At 51.2% G+C, this 19,593-nt stretch carries 18 protein-coding genes; 11 read left to right on the top strand and 7 right to left on the bottom strand.

Annotated features, from left to right (window positions below):
- The first annotated feature begins 70 nt into the window (after window positions 1-70).
- A complete protein-coding gene (gene yoeI, locus PGR79_RS04275) occupies window positions 71-133 on the top strand; it encodes a membrane protein YoeI (protein ID WP_096335043.1) in 63 nt (20 codons plus the stop codon).
- Window positions 123-1,481, top strand: coding sequence for a putrescine/proton symporter PlaP (gene plaP, locus PGR79_RS04270; RefSeq protein ID WP_015365827.1), 1,359 nt, complete (start codon window positions 123-125; stop codon window positions 1,479-1,481). The genes yoeI and plaP overlap by 11 nt, the downstream gene beginning before the upstream one ends.
- 112 nt (window positions 1,482-1,593) lie before the next feature.
- On the opposite strand, the gene PGR79_RS04265 is transcribed toward plaP, so the two are convergent.
- A complete protein-coding gene (locus PGR79_RS04265; RefSeq protein ID WP_015365828.1) occupies window positions 1,594-1,905 on the bottom strand; it encodes an ArsR/SmtB family transcription factor in 312 nt (103 codons plus the stop codon).
- A gap of 238 nt (window positions 1,906-2,143) precedes the next feature.
- On the opposite strand from PGR79_RS04265, the gene fusA reads away from it, so the two are divergent.
- Window positions 2,144-4,246: an elongation factor G gene (gene fusA, locus PGR79_RS04260; RefSeq protein WP_430921111.1), complete on the top strand. Its 2,103-nt coding sequence runs from the start codon at window positions 2,144-2,146 to the stop codon at window positions 4,244-4,246.
- Between the two features lie 38 nt (window positions 4,247-4,284).
- Here the strand turns inward: fusA and sbcB are convergent, their stop codons facing one another.
- The 4 genes from sbcB to PGR79_RS04240 all read right to left on the bottom strand — a co-directional run bounded on the left by sbcB (window position 4,285) and on the right by PGR79_RS04240 (window position 10,369).
- Entirely contained in the window at window positions 4,285-5,706 is a 1,422-nt protein-coding gene (gene sbcB, locus PGR79_RS04255) for an exodeoxyribonuclease I (protein ID WP_430921109.1), read from the bottom strand.
- A gap of 171 nt (window positions 5,707-5,877) precedes the next feature.
- The gene (locus tag PGR79_RS04250; protein WP_162750159.1) at window positions 5,878-7,557 is read right to left on the bottom strand and encodes a hypothetical protein; all 1,680 of its coding nucleotides are present in this window, start codon (window positions 7,555-7,557) and stop codon (window positions 5,878-5,880) included.
- Window positions 7,558-7,578: 21 nt separating this feature from the next.
- On the bottom strand, window positions 7,579-8,838 hold the full coding sequence (locus tag PGR79_RS04245) for an O-antigen ligase family protein (protein WP_113373516.1): 1,260 nt from the start codon (window positions 8,836-8,838) through the stop codon (window positions 7,579-7,581).
- Window positions 8,839-9,220: 382 nt separating this feature from the next.
- Complete coding sequence (locus PGR79_RS04240) at window positions 9,221-10,369, bottom strand: acyltransferase family protein (RefSeq protein WP_113373517.1); 1,149 nt, start codon at window positions 10,367-10,369, stop codon at window positions 9,221-9,223.
- Window positions 10,370-10,775: 406 nt separating this feature from the next.
- Here PGR79_RS04240 and dacD point away from each other — a divergent pair, with 406 nt between their 5' ends.
- The 7 genes from dacD (at window position 10,776) to cobT (ending at window position 16,753) form a co-directional block, all read left to right on the top strand.
- Entirely contained in the window at window positions 10,776-11,942 is a 1,167-nt protein-coding gene (dacD, locus tag PGR79_RS04235; protein WP_162750160.1) for a serine-type D-Ala-D-Ala carboxypeptidase DacD, read from the top strand.
- Between the two features lie 150 nt (window positions 11,943-12,092).
- On the top strand, window positions 12,093-12,566 hold the full coding sequence (gene sbmC / locus PGR79_RS04230) for a DNA gyrase inhibitor SbmC (RefSeq protein ID WP_087860481.1): 474 nt from the start codon (window positions 12,093-12,095) through the stop codon (window positions 12,564-12,566).
- Window positions 12,567-12,664: 98 nt separating this feature from the next.
- Window positions 12,665-13,723, top strand: a complete 1,059-nt coding sequence (locus tag PGR79_RS04225; RefSeq protein ID WP_045391654.1) for an FUSC family protein — start codon at window positions 12,665-12,667, stop codon at window positions 13,721-13,723.
- A gap of 168 nt (window positions 13,724-13,891) precedes the next feature.
- On the top strand, window positions 13,892-14,215 hold the full coding sequence (locus PGR79_RS04220; protein WP_015365834.1) for a DUF496 family protein: 324 nt from the start codon (window positions 13,892-13,894) through the stop codon (window positions 14,213-14,215).
- Between the two features lie 172 nt (window positions 14,216-14,387).
- Window positions 14,388-14,930: a bifunctional adenosylcobinamide kinase/adenosylcobinamide-phosphate guanylyltransferase gene (gene cobU / locus PGR79_RS04215; protein WP_308958549.1), complete on the top strand. Its 543-nt coding sequence runs from the start codon at window positions 14,388-14,390 to the stop codon at window positions 14,928-14,930.
- Entirely contained in the window at window positions 14,927-15,667 is a 741-nt protein-coding gene (gene cobS / locus PGR79_RS04210) for an adenosylcobinamide-GDP ribazoletransferase (protein WP_113373520.1), read from the top strand. The genes cobU and cobS overlap by 4 nt, the downstream gene beginning before the upstream one ends.
- Window positions 15,668-15,694: 27 nt before the next feature.
- The gene (gene cobT / locus PGR79_RS04205; RefSeq protein ID WP_113373521.1) at window positions 15,695-16,753 is read left to right on the top strand and encodes a nicotinate-nucleotide--dimethylbenzimidazole phosphoribosyltransferase; all 1,059 of its coding nucleotides are present in this window, start codon (window positions 15,695-15,697) and stop codon (window positions 16,751-16,753) included.
- A gap of 38 nt (window positions 16,754-16,791) precedes the next feature.
- On the opposite strand, the gene PGR79_RS04200 is transcribed toward cobT, so the two are convergent.
- Window positions 16,792-17,901: an adenosylhomocysteinase gene (locus tag PGR79_RS04200; RefSeq protein WP_087860485.1), complete on the bottom strand. Its 1,110-nt coding sequence runs from the start codon at window positions 17,899-17,901 to the stop codon at window positions 16,792-16,794.
- A gap of 199 nt (window positions 17,902-18,100) precedes the next feature.
- Here PGR79_RS04200 and PGR79_RS04195 point away from each other — a divergent pair, with 199 nt between their 5' ends.
- Window positions 18,101-18,838 (top strand): HPP family protein, encoded by a 738-nt coding sequence (locus PGR79_RS04195; RefSeq protein ID WP_087860486.1) that lies wholly within the window; start codon window positions 18,101-18,103, stop codon window positions 18,836-18,838.
- Between the two features lie 5 nt (window positions 18,839-18,843).
- Here the strand turns inward: PGR79_RS04195 and PGR79_RS04190 are convergent, their stop codons facing one another.
- A complete protein-coding gene (locus PGR79_RS04190; RefSeq protein ID WP_113373523.1) occupies window positions 18,844-19,584 on the bottom strand; it encodes a lipoyl protein ligase domain-containing protein in 741 nt (246 codons plus the stop codon).
- Window positions 19,585-19,593: the final 9 nt, after the last annotated feature.

Raw genomic sequence — 19,593 nt, 5'->3', positions numbered from 1 at the left:
AGGCCGGGCTTCGTACCGGATAGATATTTACTAAAAACCGACAGTCGTTGTCGCTGAGGAATAGAAAGAAATGGGGCAATTTTTTGCTTACGCGCTGGCCTTCACCGTAAAAGGGGATAACTATGTCGCATAACGCTACTCCAAATACCTCTCGCGTGGAATTACGTAAAACGCTTACGTTAGTTCCGGTTGTAATGATGGGCCTGGCCTATATGCAGCCGATGACGCTGTTCGATACGTTTGGTATCGTCTCTGGTATGACCGACGGTCACGTGCCGACGGCCTACGCCTTTGCGTTAATCGCTATTCTTTTTACTGCGCTGAGCTACGGGAAGCTGGTACGCCGTTATCCTTCCGCGGGTTCCGCGTATACCTACGCCCAGAAATCCATTAGCCCGACCGTAGGCTTCATGGTGGGTTGGTCCTCTCTGCTCGACTACCTGTTCGCGCCGATGATCAACATCCTGCTGGCGAAAATCTACTTTGAAGCGCTGGTGCCTTCGATTCCATCGTGGGTGTTTGTTATCGCGCTGGTCGCGTTCATGACCGCCTTCAACCTGCGCAGCATCAAGTCCGTCGCCAACTTCAATACCGTTATCGTGGTGTTGCAGGTGGTGCTGATTGCCGTGATACTTGGCATGGTGGTGTATGGCGTATTTGAAGGCGAGGGCGCCGGTACGCTGGCCAGCAGCCGTCCGTTCTGGTCCGGCGATGCGCACGTTATCCCGATGATTACCGGGGCGACGATACTCTGCTTCTCATTTACCGGTTTTGACGGTATCAGCAATCTGTCTGAAGAGACCAAAGATGCTGAACGCGTTATTCCGCGCGCTATCTTCCTGACTGCGCTGATTGGCGGCCTGATCTTCATTTTTGCCACCTACTTCCTGCAGCTGTACTTCCCGGATATCTCGCGCTTTAAGGATCCGGATGCCTCACAGCCTGAAATTATGCTGTATGTGGCAGGTAAAGCCTTCCAGGTGGGCGCGCTGATCTTCTCCACCATCACCGTGCTGGCTTCCGGTATGGCGGCGCATGCTGGCGTTGCGCGTCTGATGTACGTGATGGGCCGTGATGGCGTATTCCCGAAAAGCTTCTTCGGCTACGTTCACCCGACCTGGCGCACCCCGGCGATGAACATCATCCTGGTTGGCGCGATCGCGCTGCTGGCGATTAACTTTGATCTGGTGATGGCGACTGCGCTGATTAACTTTGGCGCGCTGGTGGCGTTTACCTTCGTTAACCTGTCGGTTATCTCCCAGTTCTGGATCCGCGAGAAACGCAACAAGACGCTGAAGGACCACTTCCAGTATCTGTTCCTGCCGATGTGCGGCGCTCTGACCGTTGGCGCGCTGTGGGTTAACCTGGAAGAGAGCTCGATGATCCTGGGTCTGATCTGGGCCGGTATCGGTCTGATTTACCTGGCGTGCGTAACCAAAAGCTTCCGCAACCCGGTACCGCAGTACGAAGACGTTGCGTAATTACGCTTTATGATAAGAAAAGCCGGAGGGAGACCTCCGGCTTTTTTGTTTTTGGCGTCCGCTGGTTTTCCCCCGCTGGCGCCTGTCGCCTTACCGGGGGGACAGGGATGGCTTACTTCTCCTGTCGCATCACATTAAGCAGTGTATCCAACAGTCCTGGAAAACGGGCATCCAAATCGTCGCGGCGCAGCGAAATGAGATTTTCACGCCCTTGTGGCCGCTGCCAGATCACGCCGCTGTCGCGCAGCACCCGCCAGTGGTGAGTCATGGTGGATTTAGCGATATCTTCTTTGCGCAGCGCGTTACAGCTCTGCTCGCTGCCGTCGGATAGCGTGCGAATGATTTCCAGCCGCAAGGGGTTGCCGAGGGCAAAAAGAACATTTTCGAGGCGAATTTGTTCACGTTCGGGGTGATTGGCGATCATAATATTCCTGTGTCGGCGGTTGTGCTGTTCACGCGAACAGCAACCCGTATTGGCGGCTGGCGGCTACTATACCCAAACTCCTTTTCTTGCGCCACGCGCGCCGTCGCAAGCTGACCGATAGCAGTGATAGTGAAAATAGTTCGAGTATACTCGTACAATTGTACTATTATAGATGCCGTAAACCTAACCGCGGCAGATTTAGCCGCTCATTGACAGTCAAAATGACTAAGGACGCATCATGCCCCGACCCATCCCCCTCGAACGTTATCGCAACATCGGTATCTCCGCGCATATCGATGCCGGCAAAACCACCACCACTGAGCGCATTCTGTTTTACACCGGGATGAGCCATAAGCTGGGTGAAGTACACGATGGCGCGGCAACTACCGACTGGATGGCGCAGGAGCAGGAGCGTGGGATTACCATTACTTCGGCAGCGGTAAGCTGCTTCTGGCCCGGGATGGACCGCAGCTTTGAGCCCCATCGTATCAATATCATTGATACCCCGGGGCACGTGGACTTTACCATCGAAGTAGAACGCTCGATGCGCGTGCTGGACGGCGCGGTGATGGTCTATGACTCGGTCGGCGGCGTACAGCCGCAGTCAGAGACCGTCTGGCGGCAGGCCAACAAGTATCACGTTCCGCGACTGGCGTTCGTGAACAAAATGGACCGCCCGGGCGCCGATTGCTTCCGCGTGGTGCAAATGATGATCGATCGCCTGAAGGCCAACCCGGTCCCCATTGTGATCCCTATTGGCGCCGAAGAGCATTTCACCGGTGTCGTCGACCTGATAAAGATGCGGGCCATTCTGTGGGATGATGCAACGCAGGGGATGACGTTCAGCTATGCGCCTGTGCCTGATGACCTGCTGCCGACGGCTCAGGAGTGGCGGGAAAAAATGGTTTCGGCTGCGGCGGAAGCCAGTGATGAGCTGATGGATAAATATCTCGAAAGCGGTGAACTGAGCGAAGTGGAAATTGTGGCCGGGCTACGTAAACGCACGGTCGACGGCGAAATCCAGCCGGTGCTCTGCGGCAGCGCCTTTAAAAATAAAGGCGTGCAGCGGATGCTCGATGCGGTCGTTGAGTTAATGCCGTCGCCGCTGGATATTCCGGCGATTCAGGGCATTGATGACAAGGGGCAACCGGCGGAACGTCACCCGAGCGACGATGAGCCGCTGTCGGCGCTGGCGTTTAAACTCATGACCGATCCCTACGTCGGCCAGTTGACCTTTATTCGCGTCTATTCCGGAACGTTGAAAAAAGGCGATGCGGTCTTTAACCCGGTGAAGGGCAAGAAAGAGCGTATCGGGCGCATCGTGCTGATGCATGCCAACGATCGCCACGAAGTCGACGAGCTGCATGCCGGTGATATTGCCGCCTGCGTGGGTTTAAAAGATGTCACGACGGGTGATACGCTGTGCGATCCGGATGCGGTCATCACTCTCGAGCGTATGGAGTTCCCGGAACCGGTTATTTCGCTGGCGATTGAACCGAAGACCAAGGCCGACCAGGAGAAAATGGGCATTGCGCTACAGCGGTTGGCTTCCGAGGATCCGTCCTTCCGCCTGCATACCGATGAAGAGTCCGGGCAGACGATTATCTCCGGGATGGGGGAGTTGCATCTGGAGATTATCGTCGACCGTATGAAACGCGAGTTTGGCGTTGAGGCAAATATTGGCCGTCCGCAGGTTACCTATCGGGAAACCATCCGTAAAACGGTGAAGGATGTGGAAGGGAAATTTGTGCGGCAGTCCGGCGGTAAGGGGCAGTATGGGCACGTCGTGCTGACCCTGGAGCCACTGGCTGCGGGTAGCGGTTTTGTGTTTGAAGATGCCACCAAAGGCGGGGTGGTACCGCGTGAATACATCCCTTCTGTGGAAAAAGGGCTGCGTGAAGCGATGGGCGCCGGCGTGCTGGCGGGCTATCCGGTTGTCGACGTTAAAGCGACCCTGACGTTTGGTTCGTATCATGACGTCGATTCGTCCGAGATGGCTTTCCGTATGGCGGCGATTTTCGGCTTTAAGGAAGGGGCGCGAAAAGCGGACCCGGTGATCCTGGAGCCGGTGATGCACGTCGAAGTGGAGACGCCGGAAGAGTACGCCGGCAATATTATGGGCGATCTCTCTTCCCGTCGCGGAATGGTGCAGGGGATGGAGGAGCGTTTCGGTAGCCAGATTATTCGTGCCGATGTGCCGCTGGCCGAAATGTTCGGTTATTCCACCACGCTGCGCTCGATGTCGCAAGGCCGCGCGACCTATAGCATGGAGTTCCATCATTACGCGGAAGCGCCGCGTAACGTGGCCGACGACATCATCGCCAGCCGCGCGAAAAGTTAAGTCAGTACTCCCGGGCTACGGTGAAGGCCTGGCCCGGGTTAAACGATTTCCTGCGCATATTGCCACAGCGCCTTCAACAGGGCCTGTTTTTCACTATCGTCTGCATACTGTTGATACATCACCTGCAGTTCATCGGCGTAGGCCTGCAAAAATTCCGGCGTAAAGACGTTACGGCGGTGCTCTAACCAGCGCTGCTGTTCGTTTTCATCAAGCGTACCGGGGAAGTTGCGCGCGCGGTAGTTAAACAGCAGGCGTTCAATGCGTTTATCCGCAAACGTAATATCCAGCGCCGGCAGATTACGGGGTTCGGTTTCCAGCACTATCTTCATCGCCGCGCGATCGGCATCGCTAAAGAATCCGTTGTACAGTTGGGCGTCAACATTATCCGATGGCACGAACGGCTCGGCTTCGGCATACAGGGCCACCACTTTCTCACGAACCTGCGGATTTGCGCGCAGCAGTTGGGCGTTCTCCAGGCAGCGCTGAATATTGATACCTAAACGGTCGGCATCCTGCGGGCGCAACGTATTGGCCTGCGCCAGCACCGGGCATTTATTTAAATGAACGAGCTTAATCGGCACTGCCGGTAAATCGCCGAGTTCGTCTTTCGGGGTGTACAAACGCTCGCGCAGAGTATCAGCCTCAAGCTCCAGTAGCGGTGACATATCCCCCGCCAGATCAACCATTATCACCGCATTGCGGTTATCCGGATGCCAGGCCAGCGGCGCGACCAGGCTAGTGTTGCCGCGGGCGGCGCCGAACATCCCGGAAACGTGGACCAGTGGTTTCAACTGCGGCACGTCAATTAACGTCGCCAGCTTGCGTTTATTACGATGACTGTACAGATATTCAAACAGGCGCGGCTGACGGGCCTTCACCAGTTTCGCCATCGCGATAGTGGCGTACACATCGGCCATTGCATCGTGGGCATTGCTATGCTCAATGCCATTCGCGACGGTCAGATGCTCAAGGCGGAAGCTTGGCAGACCGTCTTCATTTTCCGGCCAGTTTATACCTTCCGGGCGCAGGGCATAGCAGGCGCGCATCACATCCAGCAGGTCCCAGCGCGAATTATCATGCTGCCAGCTCCAGGCGTACGGATCGTAGAAGTTGCGGTAAAAAATATTACGGCTGACTTCATCATCAAAGCGGACATTGTTGTAGCCGACGATACAGGTTTTCGGCACCGTGAACAGATCGTTGATGCGGCGGGCGAAAGCGGCCTCGTTGTCACCTTTGGCCAGCGCTTCCTGTGGCGTAATTCCGGTAATCATCACCGCCTGCGGTTGCGGCAGATAGTCGTCGGCAGGCTTGCAGTAGAAGACTTCCGGTTCGCCAATGACATTCAGATCGCTATCGGTGCGGATGGCGGCGAACTGCGCCGGCCGGTCGAGCGAAGGACTGGTACCGAAGGTTTCGTAGTCGTGGAAGAGGAAAGATTGTTGTTCTCTTTCTATCATAGTTACATAAAATCCATATAGTCTTCCGAAAGAAAAGATATAAAATTAAATGGAGAATATCAATTTAATTGATTATAGCATTTTTGACGCATTTTTAAATGATGTTTTTACATAATACAAGTTCAAATGGGAGTCTTTGATAGACTCCCACGTGGCACTTCCTCTAAAATATTAATCTTTTTGTTTTAATAGCCACTGGCCATTGTTTCCAGGGGAATAATATTGAGTATGTCCATTTTTAATACTCATTATTTCAGATTTTACACCTAATGGCGCGATTAAATTCTTAGGAGGACTCCATGAAATAACATCCTCAATAATGCATTGATTGGTTATAAAGGCCGCTTCACCAGAGAAAGTGAATTTTTTAATTTGCACATTATAAAATTGACCAACAAATCCACTCGCGATGTCTGCATCATTAATAAACCCCCCCTTAAATATTGCTTGGGAGTTCTGCATTCCTTTAACCTTGCCAAGGAAAATACAATCATTAAAAGAAACAGGGATGTTTGCTGAAAGTGATATTTGTGGCGTTGTATCACTTTGGCTACCTGTTTCCAATAATTCCATCTCTGGCTGGAATAGGCAGGAGCGAAATAGTATATTGCCGGTGATTTTTTTACTTATAGAAACGTTGCTGATTTTACATTTATCGATAAGTATGTTGTGGGCATTCTCTGGCATAGTGAGTGATGCCAGGTTTGAATTTTGTAATAATAGATTTCGAGTGATTACAAGTGTTTTACTAATGTTTGAGCAGTCGATTGAAGAATTATCTATTGACTGGATATCCTCAAAGAACCATGATTCGCAGAAAACAGAATTAAATTGAGATCTTATTGCCATTGAGGTTGATAGAACACATCCATTTAAATGAGCAGAATTAAGAATAGTATCAACTAAATTTAAGACAACGGATGATTTATCTGCAACAATTTTCTCTGATTTGCTAAGATCATTACTTTTTGCGGACGTGTCATGAATAACTTGATTTAGAACGCAGTTACTCAATGTTATAGAGACATTGGTGTACTTTAAGGAAGATGAAAGGTTTGAGCCATCATCTCTAGTTAAAATCGTAGTTCTCTCCGCATGTAGAGTGTTTAGTGTTGAACGGATCGCGTTTATATATAAACATTTATGAAATGCTCTTTCCGACTGTATCCTATCGATTGAAAGGCAATTTGAGGTATCACCTCCGCTAATTATTGCTATTTGGTATTTGTGGACGTTGCCACAAAGCTCGCTTGACAGACTTTTAAAAGAACTATCCCATACTGAAGATAATACTATACCTGAACCATTAAATCCGATGACTCGTATAGAATCGAAGCTTAAAAGTGAGCCTTTTATAAACAATCCATTTAAAAGCATTTTTCGATCTTCAGCAATAATACACAAAAGGCCATTAACTGTTGTATAATTTGCTCGATCACTTTTATAATCAGAGTCCGGGTTTCCGATAATTACAGCAAAATTACTATTATTAGTTGCTTGAAAATTATCTGTATTGATAATTAGCCGACCTGACCAGTCTGTGATAATAGATTTGACACCTGTCAGATCTAAAGTTTTCGATATTTTCCACGGCCCGCCCCTAAGGTCAAGATATTTATTATTTTTAATACAATCGTTAATCGCTGTAAGAACCGCAGACGTATCATCTGGCTGACTACTGTATTGAGCCTTATAATGTAAGGGAGAGGCGGAAAGGACTGCATTATTTTCTAAATGAGTGTTATCGTTAGCAATAGCAACTGGAGAAGCTTCTGATTTGTTAAGGGTTGCATCCACAATAAAGGCGGATGGAAGTATATATCTAAGAAAATTCCTTCGTGAAAAAATCATCAGTTTCTCCAGTATTCTTAATTAGAGCTTTGCCTGACTAGCCGTTAATGCACTATCGACAGTGACTTTTTGAACAGAACTCAATTTTGGGTCTCCATAACGATATACAAAGTAGAATCCAAGAAATACCCAAGGATAGAACATATACAACTGTGCACCAAAAATAAAAGGAATAATAAATAGCATCATAAAGCACATGCCTGGAAGATCTTTTTTGTAAGTCAATAAAATAATGATAGTGAAGCCCAATACGCCAAATATACCATTTTCAATCATTAAATTGAAAAATCCTCCAAGACCAGTTAGATCCCATCCAGATACAACGGGGAAACCTTCCCTGTACTCTAAGTTATTTCTTACTAACGAATAACCACCGAGGCCAACGCCAAATATAGGATTGTCTTCGAAAATTTTCGGGCCAATGTGGGATGCAGCAATTCGACCCATAATCAAACTTGGATCACCTGCACGCCCTTTTATTAATGAATAAACATTCTGATAGTCATCAATATAGTTATATGCAATCTTAAAAATTGCGAATGCCGAAATAGAAATACTCAATACTACAAAGAAAGAAAATCTTATGAAGTTTCCAGGTTTAAGGAACCCGCTTAAGTATTTGTTTTTCATCATAAAACTAACAAAAAGGAAAATTGCAATTGCACATATCCCTGCTTTTGACTGTGAAAACACAAGTGCTATTGCAAATGTAAACATCATCATTTTTCTTTTCTTGTAAAGAAACTCAAGAAATATCAGAGACGCTAAATATAAACCGTAAGGTCCACCTTCAACATAGAATCCCTTCAATCGATGGATCTGATAATAACTAACAATATGTGTCCCTGCGACTATATCTATCGTTAATAACCCAAGTACAAATAATGTCATGTAGAAATTATAAGTAATGAATTTACTAATCAACTCGGGAAGTTCAACTTTATATTTTCGTGCAACGTTGAGCATTACAATAGCGGTTGAGATACATAGCATAAGTTCAGCGAAACGAACTACTGATATTATATATTTTTGTTTTAGGCCACCATAATTCCAGAAGAAAACATCTGTAAAAAGCTGTGTAGCTAATGATATCACTAATAAAGAAAAAAAGAACAATACGAAAGGTAATGTCTTTTTGTGTATTTTAGTCATGAAAAATGGGAAAATGATAATCGCCATCAACTCCCATAGCTTCAGCACCCCCACACTCACGTCAGTTAGCTGGCTTCCTAGTGCACAGATGAACATGATAAACGATGCATACTTTACTTTGAGCATCATACTTGAGCGTTCCCTGTAGTCTGTGATTTCATAGTAAAATTCACCTGAGTAATAATAGTTACAAGATAACCATATGATTTATAAGCAATAAATGACGCTGTGTAAATTTACAGCTAAAGCGTCATATGGCTATACTCAGTATCTCAAGAGTAAGCGCATTTTTCCACTGCAAAAATTTGTTGGGATAAACTTTAGGACAATTTGCTATCGAGACTGTATAAGAGAATTTAGATGTTAATAGTATCAACTGTTTTTGGGATAACATTTAATAGACATACTTATGTGTTAAGTTGTTAAAGTTCTTTTTTGTATTGTTATATAAAATGAGCGCGATTTTATTTTAAATAATAAACATCGCGCGAAAATAATGTGCTCGAAGTAATTACATCACTTCATTTGTTTTTACTTTTTTGGAATTAATGATTTTTCTTCCAAGCATAATTCCCTTTTTCTCAATGTATTGATAAAGACCTAATGACAGCATGTAGATAATTGGTAATGAAATAACGGCAACTAGTAGACTACGTAATGGGGAGGCCAAATCAATAAATCCATTATACTTGACAAGTATTCCTATAACTGGAATAACAATCATTAAATGCAACAGATATACCGAATAAGATACGTCGCCGAGGAACTGGCTGAAGCGGGCGGAAAGTAGCTTTCTGCCCAGGAAGACAATACCTTTTAGTGGCGATTTCTCACTATGTGGCATCAGAAGAGTCGACATCCCAAGGATTATCATAATCTCAATGATCATCCGGATAGGTGAAGTAAAGTAACCCATTAAAAATGCAGCGAGTGGGGAAAGCAATGCAACCATAACATAAATCTTACTGTTCTCTGCTACGGCTTTATAGAGCAACATTCCTGATATAAATAAAGGTAGTTTGAATAAAATCATTGAGGGCATAGGGAATGCGGCGAAATATCCAGGAAAAATAAATGCTGCCATTACGCACATTACAATCACTGCCAGGCAAGTCCTAATGAAACCAATCCCCAAAACCAGCATCATGATAAACGGGAACAGGGCATAGTATTGCATTTCAAGCCCAATACTCCAGTCAGGAAGAACTGTCCTGAATGAATAATAAGGAAGGAAACCAAAGGTGAATGAGATGTGCGTTAACACGTTCGCCATTGAAGAGTCGGTATATCTCGCGGTCTCCGTTTGCGTTTCAGGCCATGCCAGCGCGATAGCATCCCGGTAATGGCCAAAGGTTTCACCGAAAATAAATGCCACAATTAGAAGGACATAGTAAAGCGGGGCGATTCGGAAAAAGCGCCTTGTCCAAAATGAAGTTACCGTTTTCACGGACGTCCAGGGTTCGACATGCTGCCTCTCTATGTAATTCTTGGCCATCAGGTAGCCGGACAGCAAAATGAAAAGATCGACACCAAAATCCGGGTTACTCAGGATAGGGATGTTGCATCGTGTCAAAATACAAATGTGACCGAGCAGGACCCACAAGGAAGCATAGCCTCGCAAGCCATCAAGCTCAGGAGACCAGTTTTTATTTTGATGCATTTTTCCACCATCATTGAGTAATAACATGTAAAAGATCTTCCAATACCTACTATAATATGAAACAAATGTCTAACGCCAGTATGGCTTGTACATGATTTTAGGAGTTCACTGAGTAATGGTTGTGATCCAAAATTTTAGTAGGTAATACATCCGTACTTCTTTCCGATTTCTTTCATGAAAGCTTTTTATTCAATAAAAAGACAATAATTTATCCTTATTGATTGCATGGTGATTGTTGGCGCTTTATTGATCTATTAACAACAATAGAGACTAGCTTCTGTACATGGCGTCTTTGAATAACATTAGATAAAAAGATCATGTCATATTTTCTTGCAATTTAACCCTGATCTCTCAGGCGAACTTCCGTAAAAAGGACGGCGAATCTGTAAATCTTGAGGATATGCCGTTGAAAGGCCGTTTTTTATTTGCTGTAACTTTGCTCGCTTCGAGCGTTTCCTGCGCATTTGCTGCCGCTGATTTGCCCGTCACCGTGACGCCGCCTTCGATCCAGGCCGGTTCCTGGGTGCTGATGGACTACACTACCGGTCAAATCCTGACCGCCGGTAACGAACACCAACAGCGTAACCCCGCCAGCCTAACCAAACTGATGACCGGTTACGTCGTCGACCGGGCCATAGACAGCCACCGCATTACCTTTGATGATATGGTCACCGTCGGTAAGGATGCCTGGGCCAAGGGCAATCCGGTGTTTAACGGTTCTTCGCTGATGTTCCTTAAAGAGGGCGATCGCGTCAGCGTTCGCGATCTTAGCCGCGGTCTGATCGTCGACTCCGGTAATGACGCCTGCGTCGCGCTCGCTGACTATGTTGCTGGCGGCCAACCGCAATTTGTCGCGTTGATGAATAGCTACGTTGAAAAATTGCATTTGAAAGATACCCATTTTGAAACCGTCCACGGACTCGACGCGCCTGGCCAGCATAGCTCCGCCTATGATTTAGCGGTGTTGTCGCGGGCGATTATTCACGGCGAGCCGGATGTCTATCACATGTATAGCGAAAAAAGCCTGACGTGGAACGGTATCACCCAACAGAACCGTAACGGTTTGCTGTGGGACAAAACCATGAATGTCGATGGCCTGAAAACCGGCCATACCTCAGGAGCGGGCTTCAATCTTATTGCCTCGGCGGTCGATGGCCAGCGTCGTTTGATTGCCGTGGTGATGGGGGCCGATAGTCCAAAAGGGCGAGAAGAGCAGGCGGCTAAGCTGCTGCACTGGGGTCAACAGAACTTTGACACCGTGCAGGTGCTGCAAAAAGGTAAGCAGGTCGGCGTCGAACATATCTGGTATGGCGACAAAGAGCAGATCAAGCTCGGCACCGATCGGGACTTCTGGCTCGCGATCCCGAAATCAGAAGTTCCGCGTATCAAAGCAAAATATGTACTGGATACTAAGGATCTGGAAGCGCCGCTCGCCGCTAACCAACGCGTGGGCGAAATCTCGCTTTACGATGGCGACAAAGTGGTCGGGCATTGGCCGCTGGTGACCCTTGAAAGCGTCGGCAAGGGCGGGATGTTTTCCCGCCTGAGCGATTATCTGCATCACGGCATTTAATCTCGTTACCTCCGGCCCGCCGCACTCCGCGGCGGGCTTCATTCATTTCGCGCTTGTGGCGACTCTGTGAATCCGCGCACATACTGTTGTTCAGCCGGCTGCTAAATTTAGTGTATGTTTATACAGTATTTTATCAACACTGGAGGCGCTATGAACTACAGCATTCAATCTCTCTCTCCCCGCAAGATTGCCGGGTTTCATATGGTTGGCCCCTGGGAGCAGACCGTAAAACAGGGGTTTGAACAACTGGCGGCGTGGGTCAGTCACCACCAGGTGCCGGCGCAGGAGTGGGTCGCGGTTTATTACGATAATCCGCAGCAGGTACCGGCGGAAAAACTGCGTTGTGACACCGTTGTTACCGTGGCGGATGATTACGTCATCCCGCCTAATAGCGAAGGGGTGATCCTCACCGCAATTGCCGGCGGCGACTACGCCTGCGCCAGCGCGCGGGTCATTAACCATGATTTCTCCACGCCCTGGCTGCAGTTCTTTGACAGCCTGCTGCAGAGCAGCGAGTTAGAAATCGCGGATAAACCCTGTTTTGAAATCTACCTTAATGACGGCAACCAGGACGGTCACTGGGATATTGAGATGTACGTGGCGGTGAACCGCATCGGCTCGTAAGTCGTTATCCCTTATGTTGACAAGGTTTTTTACATTAGCGCAGTGCGCTTGCGAAAAAAGCGGCTACAATTGGCCTTTTCTGTTTGCCGGAGCAGGCCGTGCGCGCTGATAAATCCCTTAAGCCATTTGAGATCCGTCTGTATCGTCATTACCGAATTGTGCACGGTATCCGCATCGCGCTGGCTTTTGTCCTGACCTTCCTGCTGGTGCGTCTGCTGAACGTGCCGGAGGGCACCTGGCCTCTGATCACCCTGGTGGTGGTGATGGGGCCTATCTCTTTCTGGGGCAATGTGGTGCCGCGGGCCTTCGAACGTATTGGCGGCACTATCCTCGGTTCGGTACTGGGGCTGGTGGCGCTCAAACTCGAACTTATCTCACTGCCAATCATGGTGCTGTGGTGCGCGGTGGCGATGTTCCTTTGCGGCTGGCTGGCGCTCGGCAAGCGGCCCTACCAGGCGCTGCTGATTGGCATTACGCTGGCGGTGGTGGTCGGCGCGCCGCCGGGTGATATGAACACCGCGCTGTGGCGAAGTGGCGATGTCATTTTCGGCTCGCTATTGGCGATGCTGTTTACCGGTATCTGGCCGCAGCGGGCGTTTTTGCACTGGCGCATCCAGATGGCGAATTACGTCACAACGTTTAATCGGCTGTATCAGGCCGGTTTTTCGCCGAATCTGGTTGAGCGCCCGCGGTTGGAAAAACATCTTCAGAAAGCGCTCAATGACGTGGTGAAAATGCGCGGGTTGATAACCCCGGCCAGCAAAGAAACGCATATTCAGAAAGCAATCTTCGAAGCCATTCAGACCGTCAGCCGTAATCTGGTATGCATGCTGGAACTGCAAATCAACGCTTATTGGGCCTCTCGTCAGGGCCATTTTGTGATGCTCAACGCCCAGACATTGCGCGAAACCCAACGGATGACCCAGCAAACGTTGCTGACCATCGCCCATGCCCTGTATGAGGGAAACCCGCAGCCGGTACGCGCCAACACCGAGAAGCTCAACGAGATTGTGGTCGAGTTGCGACAGCTTATCAAAGAGCATCAGGACGATAATCTGTCGGAAACGCCGATTCACGGCTATGTTTGGCTGACCATTGAGCTGGCGCGCCAGCTTGAGCTGCTGTCGCACCTTATTTGCCGCGCGCTGCGCAAATAAAAGACAGATACGTGCGCGAAGTGAACAGGTTGCTTCGATTCAGCAGCATTTAGGGTTATGATAAACGCAAAGGAAAAAACATTGTCATCAGCGACTGCTAGCAGTTATGTTAGCCCTATAGGGCAGTCGCTTTAGCGAATCCGAATCTCAAATATTAGGGGTGTAAAAATGGAAACAACTAAGCCTTCTTTCCAGGACGTTCTGGAGTTTGTTCGTCTGTTCCGTCGTAAGAACAAGCTGCAGCGTGAAATTCAGGACGTTGAGAAAAAGATCCGTGATAACCAGAAGCGTGTCCTGCTGCTGGACAACCTCAGCGACTACATCAAGCCGGGTATGAGCGTTGAAGCCATTCAGGGTATCATCGCCAGCATGAAAACCGATTATGAAGACCGCGTTGACGATTACATCATCAAAAACGCCGAGCTGTCGAAAGAGCGTCGCGACATCTCTAAAAAACTCAAAGTGATGGGTGAAGCCAAAGTCGGCGAATAAACCACTCATTAGTTCCGGCGGCATTGCTGGCCGCCGGGCTTTTCCGTCTTCCTGCCTTAAACCTCCGTATAAGCATCGCCCTTTAAGCCGACAGTTTGTTATACTGCCGCCGTGAACTTATTGATACCGGAAGGGTTTATCACATGCTGTCCCAGATTCAGGTACCGCCGCGATGATACTGATTACCGGCGGCGCGCGTAGCGGCAAAAGCCGTCACGCCGAATCTTTACTCCAATCCTGCACGTCGGTGCTCTATATCGCCACTTCAGCCGTTATTGACGATGAAATGGCCGCACGCATTCAACATCACCGCAATAGCCGACCGCCGCACTGGCGTACAGCGGAGCGCAGCCGTGACCTGACGCCACTCATTACCCCCGATAACGCACCCGATGAAGCCATTTTGCTTGAGTGCGTCACTACACTGGTCACCAATATTCTGTTCGCTGAAGGTGGGGAAACGGATCCTGATGAATGGGATTACGCTGCGTTGGAAAGGATAGTCACGCAAGAAATCACTCAGCTGATTGCTGCCTGCCGTGCCTGCCCGTCGCCGGTGCTGCTGGTCACCAATGAGGTGGGGCTGGGAATCGTGCCGGACAACCGGCTGGCGCGGCATTTTCGCGATATTGCCGGGCGTGTGAATCAGATGCTGGCCGCGGCTGCCGATGAGGTGTGGCTGGTTGTTTCGGGGATAGGAGTCAAAATCAAATGATTAAATCGTTCTTTGCCACGCTTTCCTTTATGAGCCGCATACCGGTTCCGGCCCGCTGGTCGCAGGGGCTGGAAATCGATCAATATGAGCGCGGGATCGTGACTTTCCCACTGGTGGGGTTACTACTTGGCGCGATTGCCGGGCTGGTGATGCTGGCGCTTCATGCCTGGTGCGGCCTGCCGTTGGCCGCGCTGTTCGCCGTACTGGCGCTGGCGCTGCTGACCGGCGGTTTTCATCTTGATGGCCTGGCGGATACCTGCGATGGGATCTTTTCAGCCCGTCGCCGCGAGCGGATGCTGGAGATCATGCGTGATAGTCGGCTGGGGACGCACGGCGGGCTGGCGCTGATCTTTGTGCTGGTGGCAAAGGTATTGGTCATTAGCGAACTGGCGCTGCGCGGTACCTCGATGCTGGCGGCGCTGGCTGCCGCCTGCGCTGTGGCGCGCGGGATGTCGGTGCTGCTAATGTACCGCCAGCGTTATGCCCGGGAGCAGGGGCTTGGTAACGTATTTATTGGCAAGGTGACTTTCCGGCAGACCGTCATTACCCTGGCGCTATCATTGGCGCTGGCAACGCTGCTGCTGGGCGTGCAGGGCCTGCTGGCTGCGGTTATAACGCTGCTGGTGGTATCGGCGCTTGGTCAGGCGCTGAAGCGCACGCTGGGCGGGCAAACCGGCGATACGCTGGGAGCGGCCATTGAACTGGGCGAAGTTATCTTTTTACTGGCGTTGCTATAGAGCACACACCGCGCAGACAGGAAGCATATGGATACAATAAGTGAATGGTTAGCGGCCATCCCGCGGCCGGACGAAAGCGCGATGTCGCTGGCTCGTCAGCATATTGACGGCTTGTTGAAACCGCCCGGCAGCCTGGGGCGTCTGGAATCGCTGGCGATTCAGTTAGCCGGTATGCCGGGGCTACAGGGCGCATTACGTTTTACACGCAAAACTATCGTGGTCATGTGCGCCGACCACGGCGTCTGGCATGAAGGTGTTACCGTCTCGCCACAGGCGGTGACCGCGATTCAGGCGGTCAATATGACCCGTAAGAATACCGGCGTTTGCGTGCTGGCAGCGCAGGCGGGGGCTGATGTTCAGGTGATTGACGTCGGGATTGACGCCGAACCAATCCCTGGTCTGGTGAATATGAAAGTGGCGCGCGGTAGCGGTAATATTGCCTGTACCGCGGCGATGAACCGGGAGCAGGCTGAAACGCTGCTGCTGGCGAGCATGCGCTACACCCGCCAGCTTGCGGAGCAGGGCGTGCGTCTGTTCGGCGTGGGCGAATTAGGAATGGCTAACACGACCCCCGCTGCGGCAGTAGTCAGCGTGCTGACCGATCATGATGCCGGCGATGTTGTGGGCATCGGCGCGAACCTTCCAGTATCGCAGCTGGCGCACAAGGCGGAAGTGGTACGCCGGGCGATAGCGGTCAACCAGCCTTCACCCGAAGATGGCCTCGACGTGCTGGCAAAAGTGGGCGGTTTTGACTTGCTCGGGATGGCCGGGGTCATGCTGGGCGCCGCTTCCTGCGGATTGCCGGTAATACTCGATGGCTTTTTATCGTACGCGTCGGCACTGGCGGCCTGCCGGATCGCGCCACAGTTGCATCCGTACCTGATTCCGTCGCATCTGTCGGCGGAGAAGGGGGCACGTATTGCGCTGGAGCACCTGCAGTTGCAACCTTATCTGGAGATGGGCATGCGCTTAGGCGAGGGCAGCGGCGCGGCATTAGCCATGCATCTGGTGGAGGCGGCAGGAGCGATGTTCAACGACATGGGGACGCTGGCTGAGAGCAATATCGTGCTGCCGGAAAACCGTTAACCGGCTTCGGGGCGCCGACCGGCCCCCCGAAATAGTGCTTACAGCGCCTGCTGCCACACGCTTTGCGGCAGCAGATAAACATCCGCTTTAGCCTGCATACCGTCGGTAACGATATGACGAATGCCGCTGGCCATCACCGCAAGGGTGACATCAAACGCATTCAGGCTATCGCCAAAACCGGCGGTAAGGTTGAGCATTGAGCCATCGGCCATCAGATAGATTGTTTTCCCCGGCATCCGATAAGCGTTGATATAGGGCATAACCTCTTCATGCGGGAACTGGCGCAGGTGTTCGCAATCAATCTCTTCCGCCACGTGTCCGACGTTGAGAATAAACACGCCATCTTTAGCGCTATCCAGCGCCAGGCTGTTGACCACTTTCTTGCCGCCGGTGGCGGTGGCGACGACATCGGCTGATGCGATTGCATCCTGTAAATCTACGACATGCCAGCCGTCATAAGCGGCCTGTAAACGGCGCGCCGGATCGATTTCCGCCACCATAACCTGGCCGCCGAAGGCTTTTGCCGCCGCGGCAACGCCTTGCCCGACCAGACCGTAGCCGATCACCAGTACTTTTTTCTCATGTAGGGTAAGGTGAGTGGTCTGGAAGAAAGTGTGCCAGGCCGTCAGGCCGACCATATGGCGGTTATGTAGCCCTTCTTTGACCGGCAGATCATCCCAGTTAAAGATAGGGTAGCCGGGGCGAATATCACCGAGGCGATTGACGCCGGAGCCGGTGGCTTCAAGGCCGGCGACGACATTGCCGAACTCGCCGCGCTGGTGGAGCAGGGTGGTAATATCCGCGCCCATCTCGCACAGGTGGGTTGGTTGCCAGGCGATGGCTTTTTCCCATGATTGTTGCCAGTCAGCATCGCTCATATTGCGCCAGGCGCAGGCTTCCGCGCCGCGCTCCACCAGCCAGGAGACAACCTCATCCTGCACGGTGGTTGGATTACAGGTGGTCAAAAAGACTTTCGCCCCTTTCTCAAGGAGCCCCTGCACCAGCGGGATCATTTTCATATCGAGATGCATACAGCAGGCCAGGCGCACTTCGCTGAGGTCGGGAAGGGCCGCCACCTGACGCAGGGTACGCGGCATATTCTGGCTGGCCCATGCCACTTCTTTCGTTAAATTTGTCTTATTATTCACCGTATTGTGACCTTTAATCCGTAGAGTGGGTTTAACCCCAGTGGGGAAGATGATTCTAACGCAGGGTGTATAAATCACATAACCCACACTGCCCGGTAAAGTTGCAAATAATAGGCATCATAAATACATGGTTGTTAATGAATGGTTAAATAAAGACAATGAAACATCATTTATTCCTATGATGTGAGCGATTCGTTCGATGTTACGCGTTTTACAGCGCCCGCTATTTTCCCGCGCGCGTATTTTTCTCGGCCGTTTAAAACCTCATGCCTTACCCGTTGCTAAAAAGCATATTTTATTGGGCTCAATCGGCGCCGGAACGGGACTTGCGGTGACCAGTATGTTCAGCCACTGGCTGCTGGGCGAGGTGAATCTGTGGTTTATTGCGCCGATGGGGGCCTCGGCGGTATTGCTATTCGGCGTGCCCAGCAGCCCGCTTGCTCAACCCTGGTCTATCGTTGGCGGCAACGTGCTTTCGGCGCTGATCGGCGTCACAGTCGGACTGTTGGTGCCGGATACGGCAATCGCCTGCGGCCTGGCGGCGGCGCTGGCGATTGCCGGGATGTACTTTTTGCGTTGTCTGCATCCACCTGGCGGCGCGGTGGCGCTCACGGCCATTCTTGGCGGCGCCGGCGTACACAGTGAAGGCTACCAGTTTGTGCTGACGCCGGTATTATTGAACTCCATGATGTTGGCGCTGCTGGCGATCGTCTTCAACAATCTGGTCGGGCGCCGCTATCCGCATCCGCTGGCGGCGGAAGAGGTGAAGCCGAATGTAGTGCCGATGGGGATTGCAGTCACTCGCGAAGATATTCACGCCGCGCTGATGGAAGGGCAGTTCCTTGATATCGGCGAGGACGATGTGCAGGAACTACTGGAGAATATCGAACAGCAGGCCCGGCTGCGTCTCGCCGCCGGTCAAAAAGCGCGCCAGTGATGCTATTAAGGCACCCGTTGCAATGCCTTAGCTAGCGCCAGCCTGAATCGCTCGATGAGGTCGGGTTCACCAGGCAATAATTCGGCGAGCGTAATCGTTTTGTCCGCGCGGTAGACCTTACCGCTGCCGAGCAGCGCCTCAATATCATTGGCCGCCTGATGTGCGGCCTGCAGATCGGCATCCAGTAATATCACGGCGTGAGCCAGGACGATGTGCCCCTGGCTGTCGGCTATGGGCCGCCAGTATTGAGCGGTACCGGCAATCTTGCGTGCATTTTCCCCCTCACCGCAGGCCAGATTATAGCGGCCGTCGCAGAAGGAACCGCTGACGGCCTGAAAATGGCTTTCGACGCCGAGGGTCGCCAGCGTGCGTTGCAATATTCCACACAGCAACAGATAGATAGGTTCGGCGGCTTCGCCTAACGGCTGGGTTACCGGCCAGGCAAGACTCAGGTTGAGGATCCCCGGCCCCTGCGGCACCAGCCCACCGCCGGAGCGACGCATCCACACCGGCCAGCCGCGGGCGGCAAAGGATTCACTGACGGTGGCCAGATTGGCGAATTTCCGGTAACTGCCGGGAACCACGAACCCTTGCGGCGCCTGCCAGAGTTGAGCGACGGCTTCGCCGCGGCGCGCGCGCTCGAACAGAGGCTGTTCGGCGAGCGTGGGATCATCGCAGCGGACAATCGGTAATTCGTCGGCGTTGAACCCGGCAGGCCAGCAGTCTGTGTTCTGTTGTGTTATCACGAAGCCTCC

The organism is Klebsiella sp. 141161 (assembly GCF_050600815.1).
Lineage (GTDB): Bacteria > Pseudomonadota > Gammaproteobacteria > Enterobacterales > Enterobacteriaceae > Klebsiella > Klebsiella aerogenes.
The sequence above is the reverse complement of the archived record's forward strand: the minus strand, read 5'-3'. Positions and strand labels throughout refer to the sequence as shown.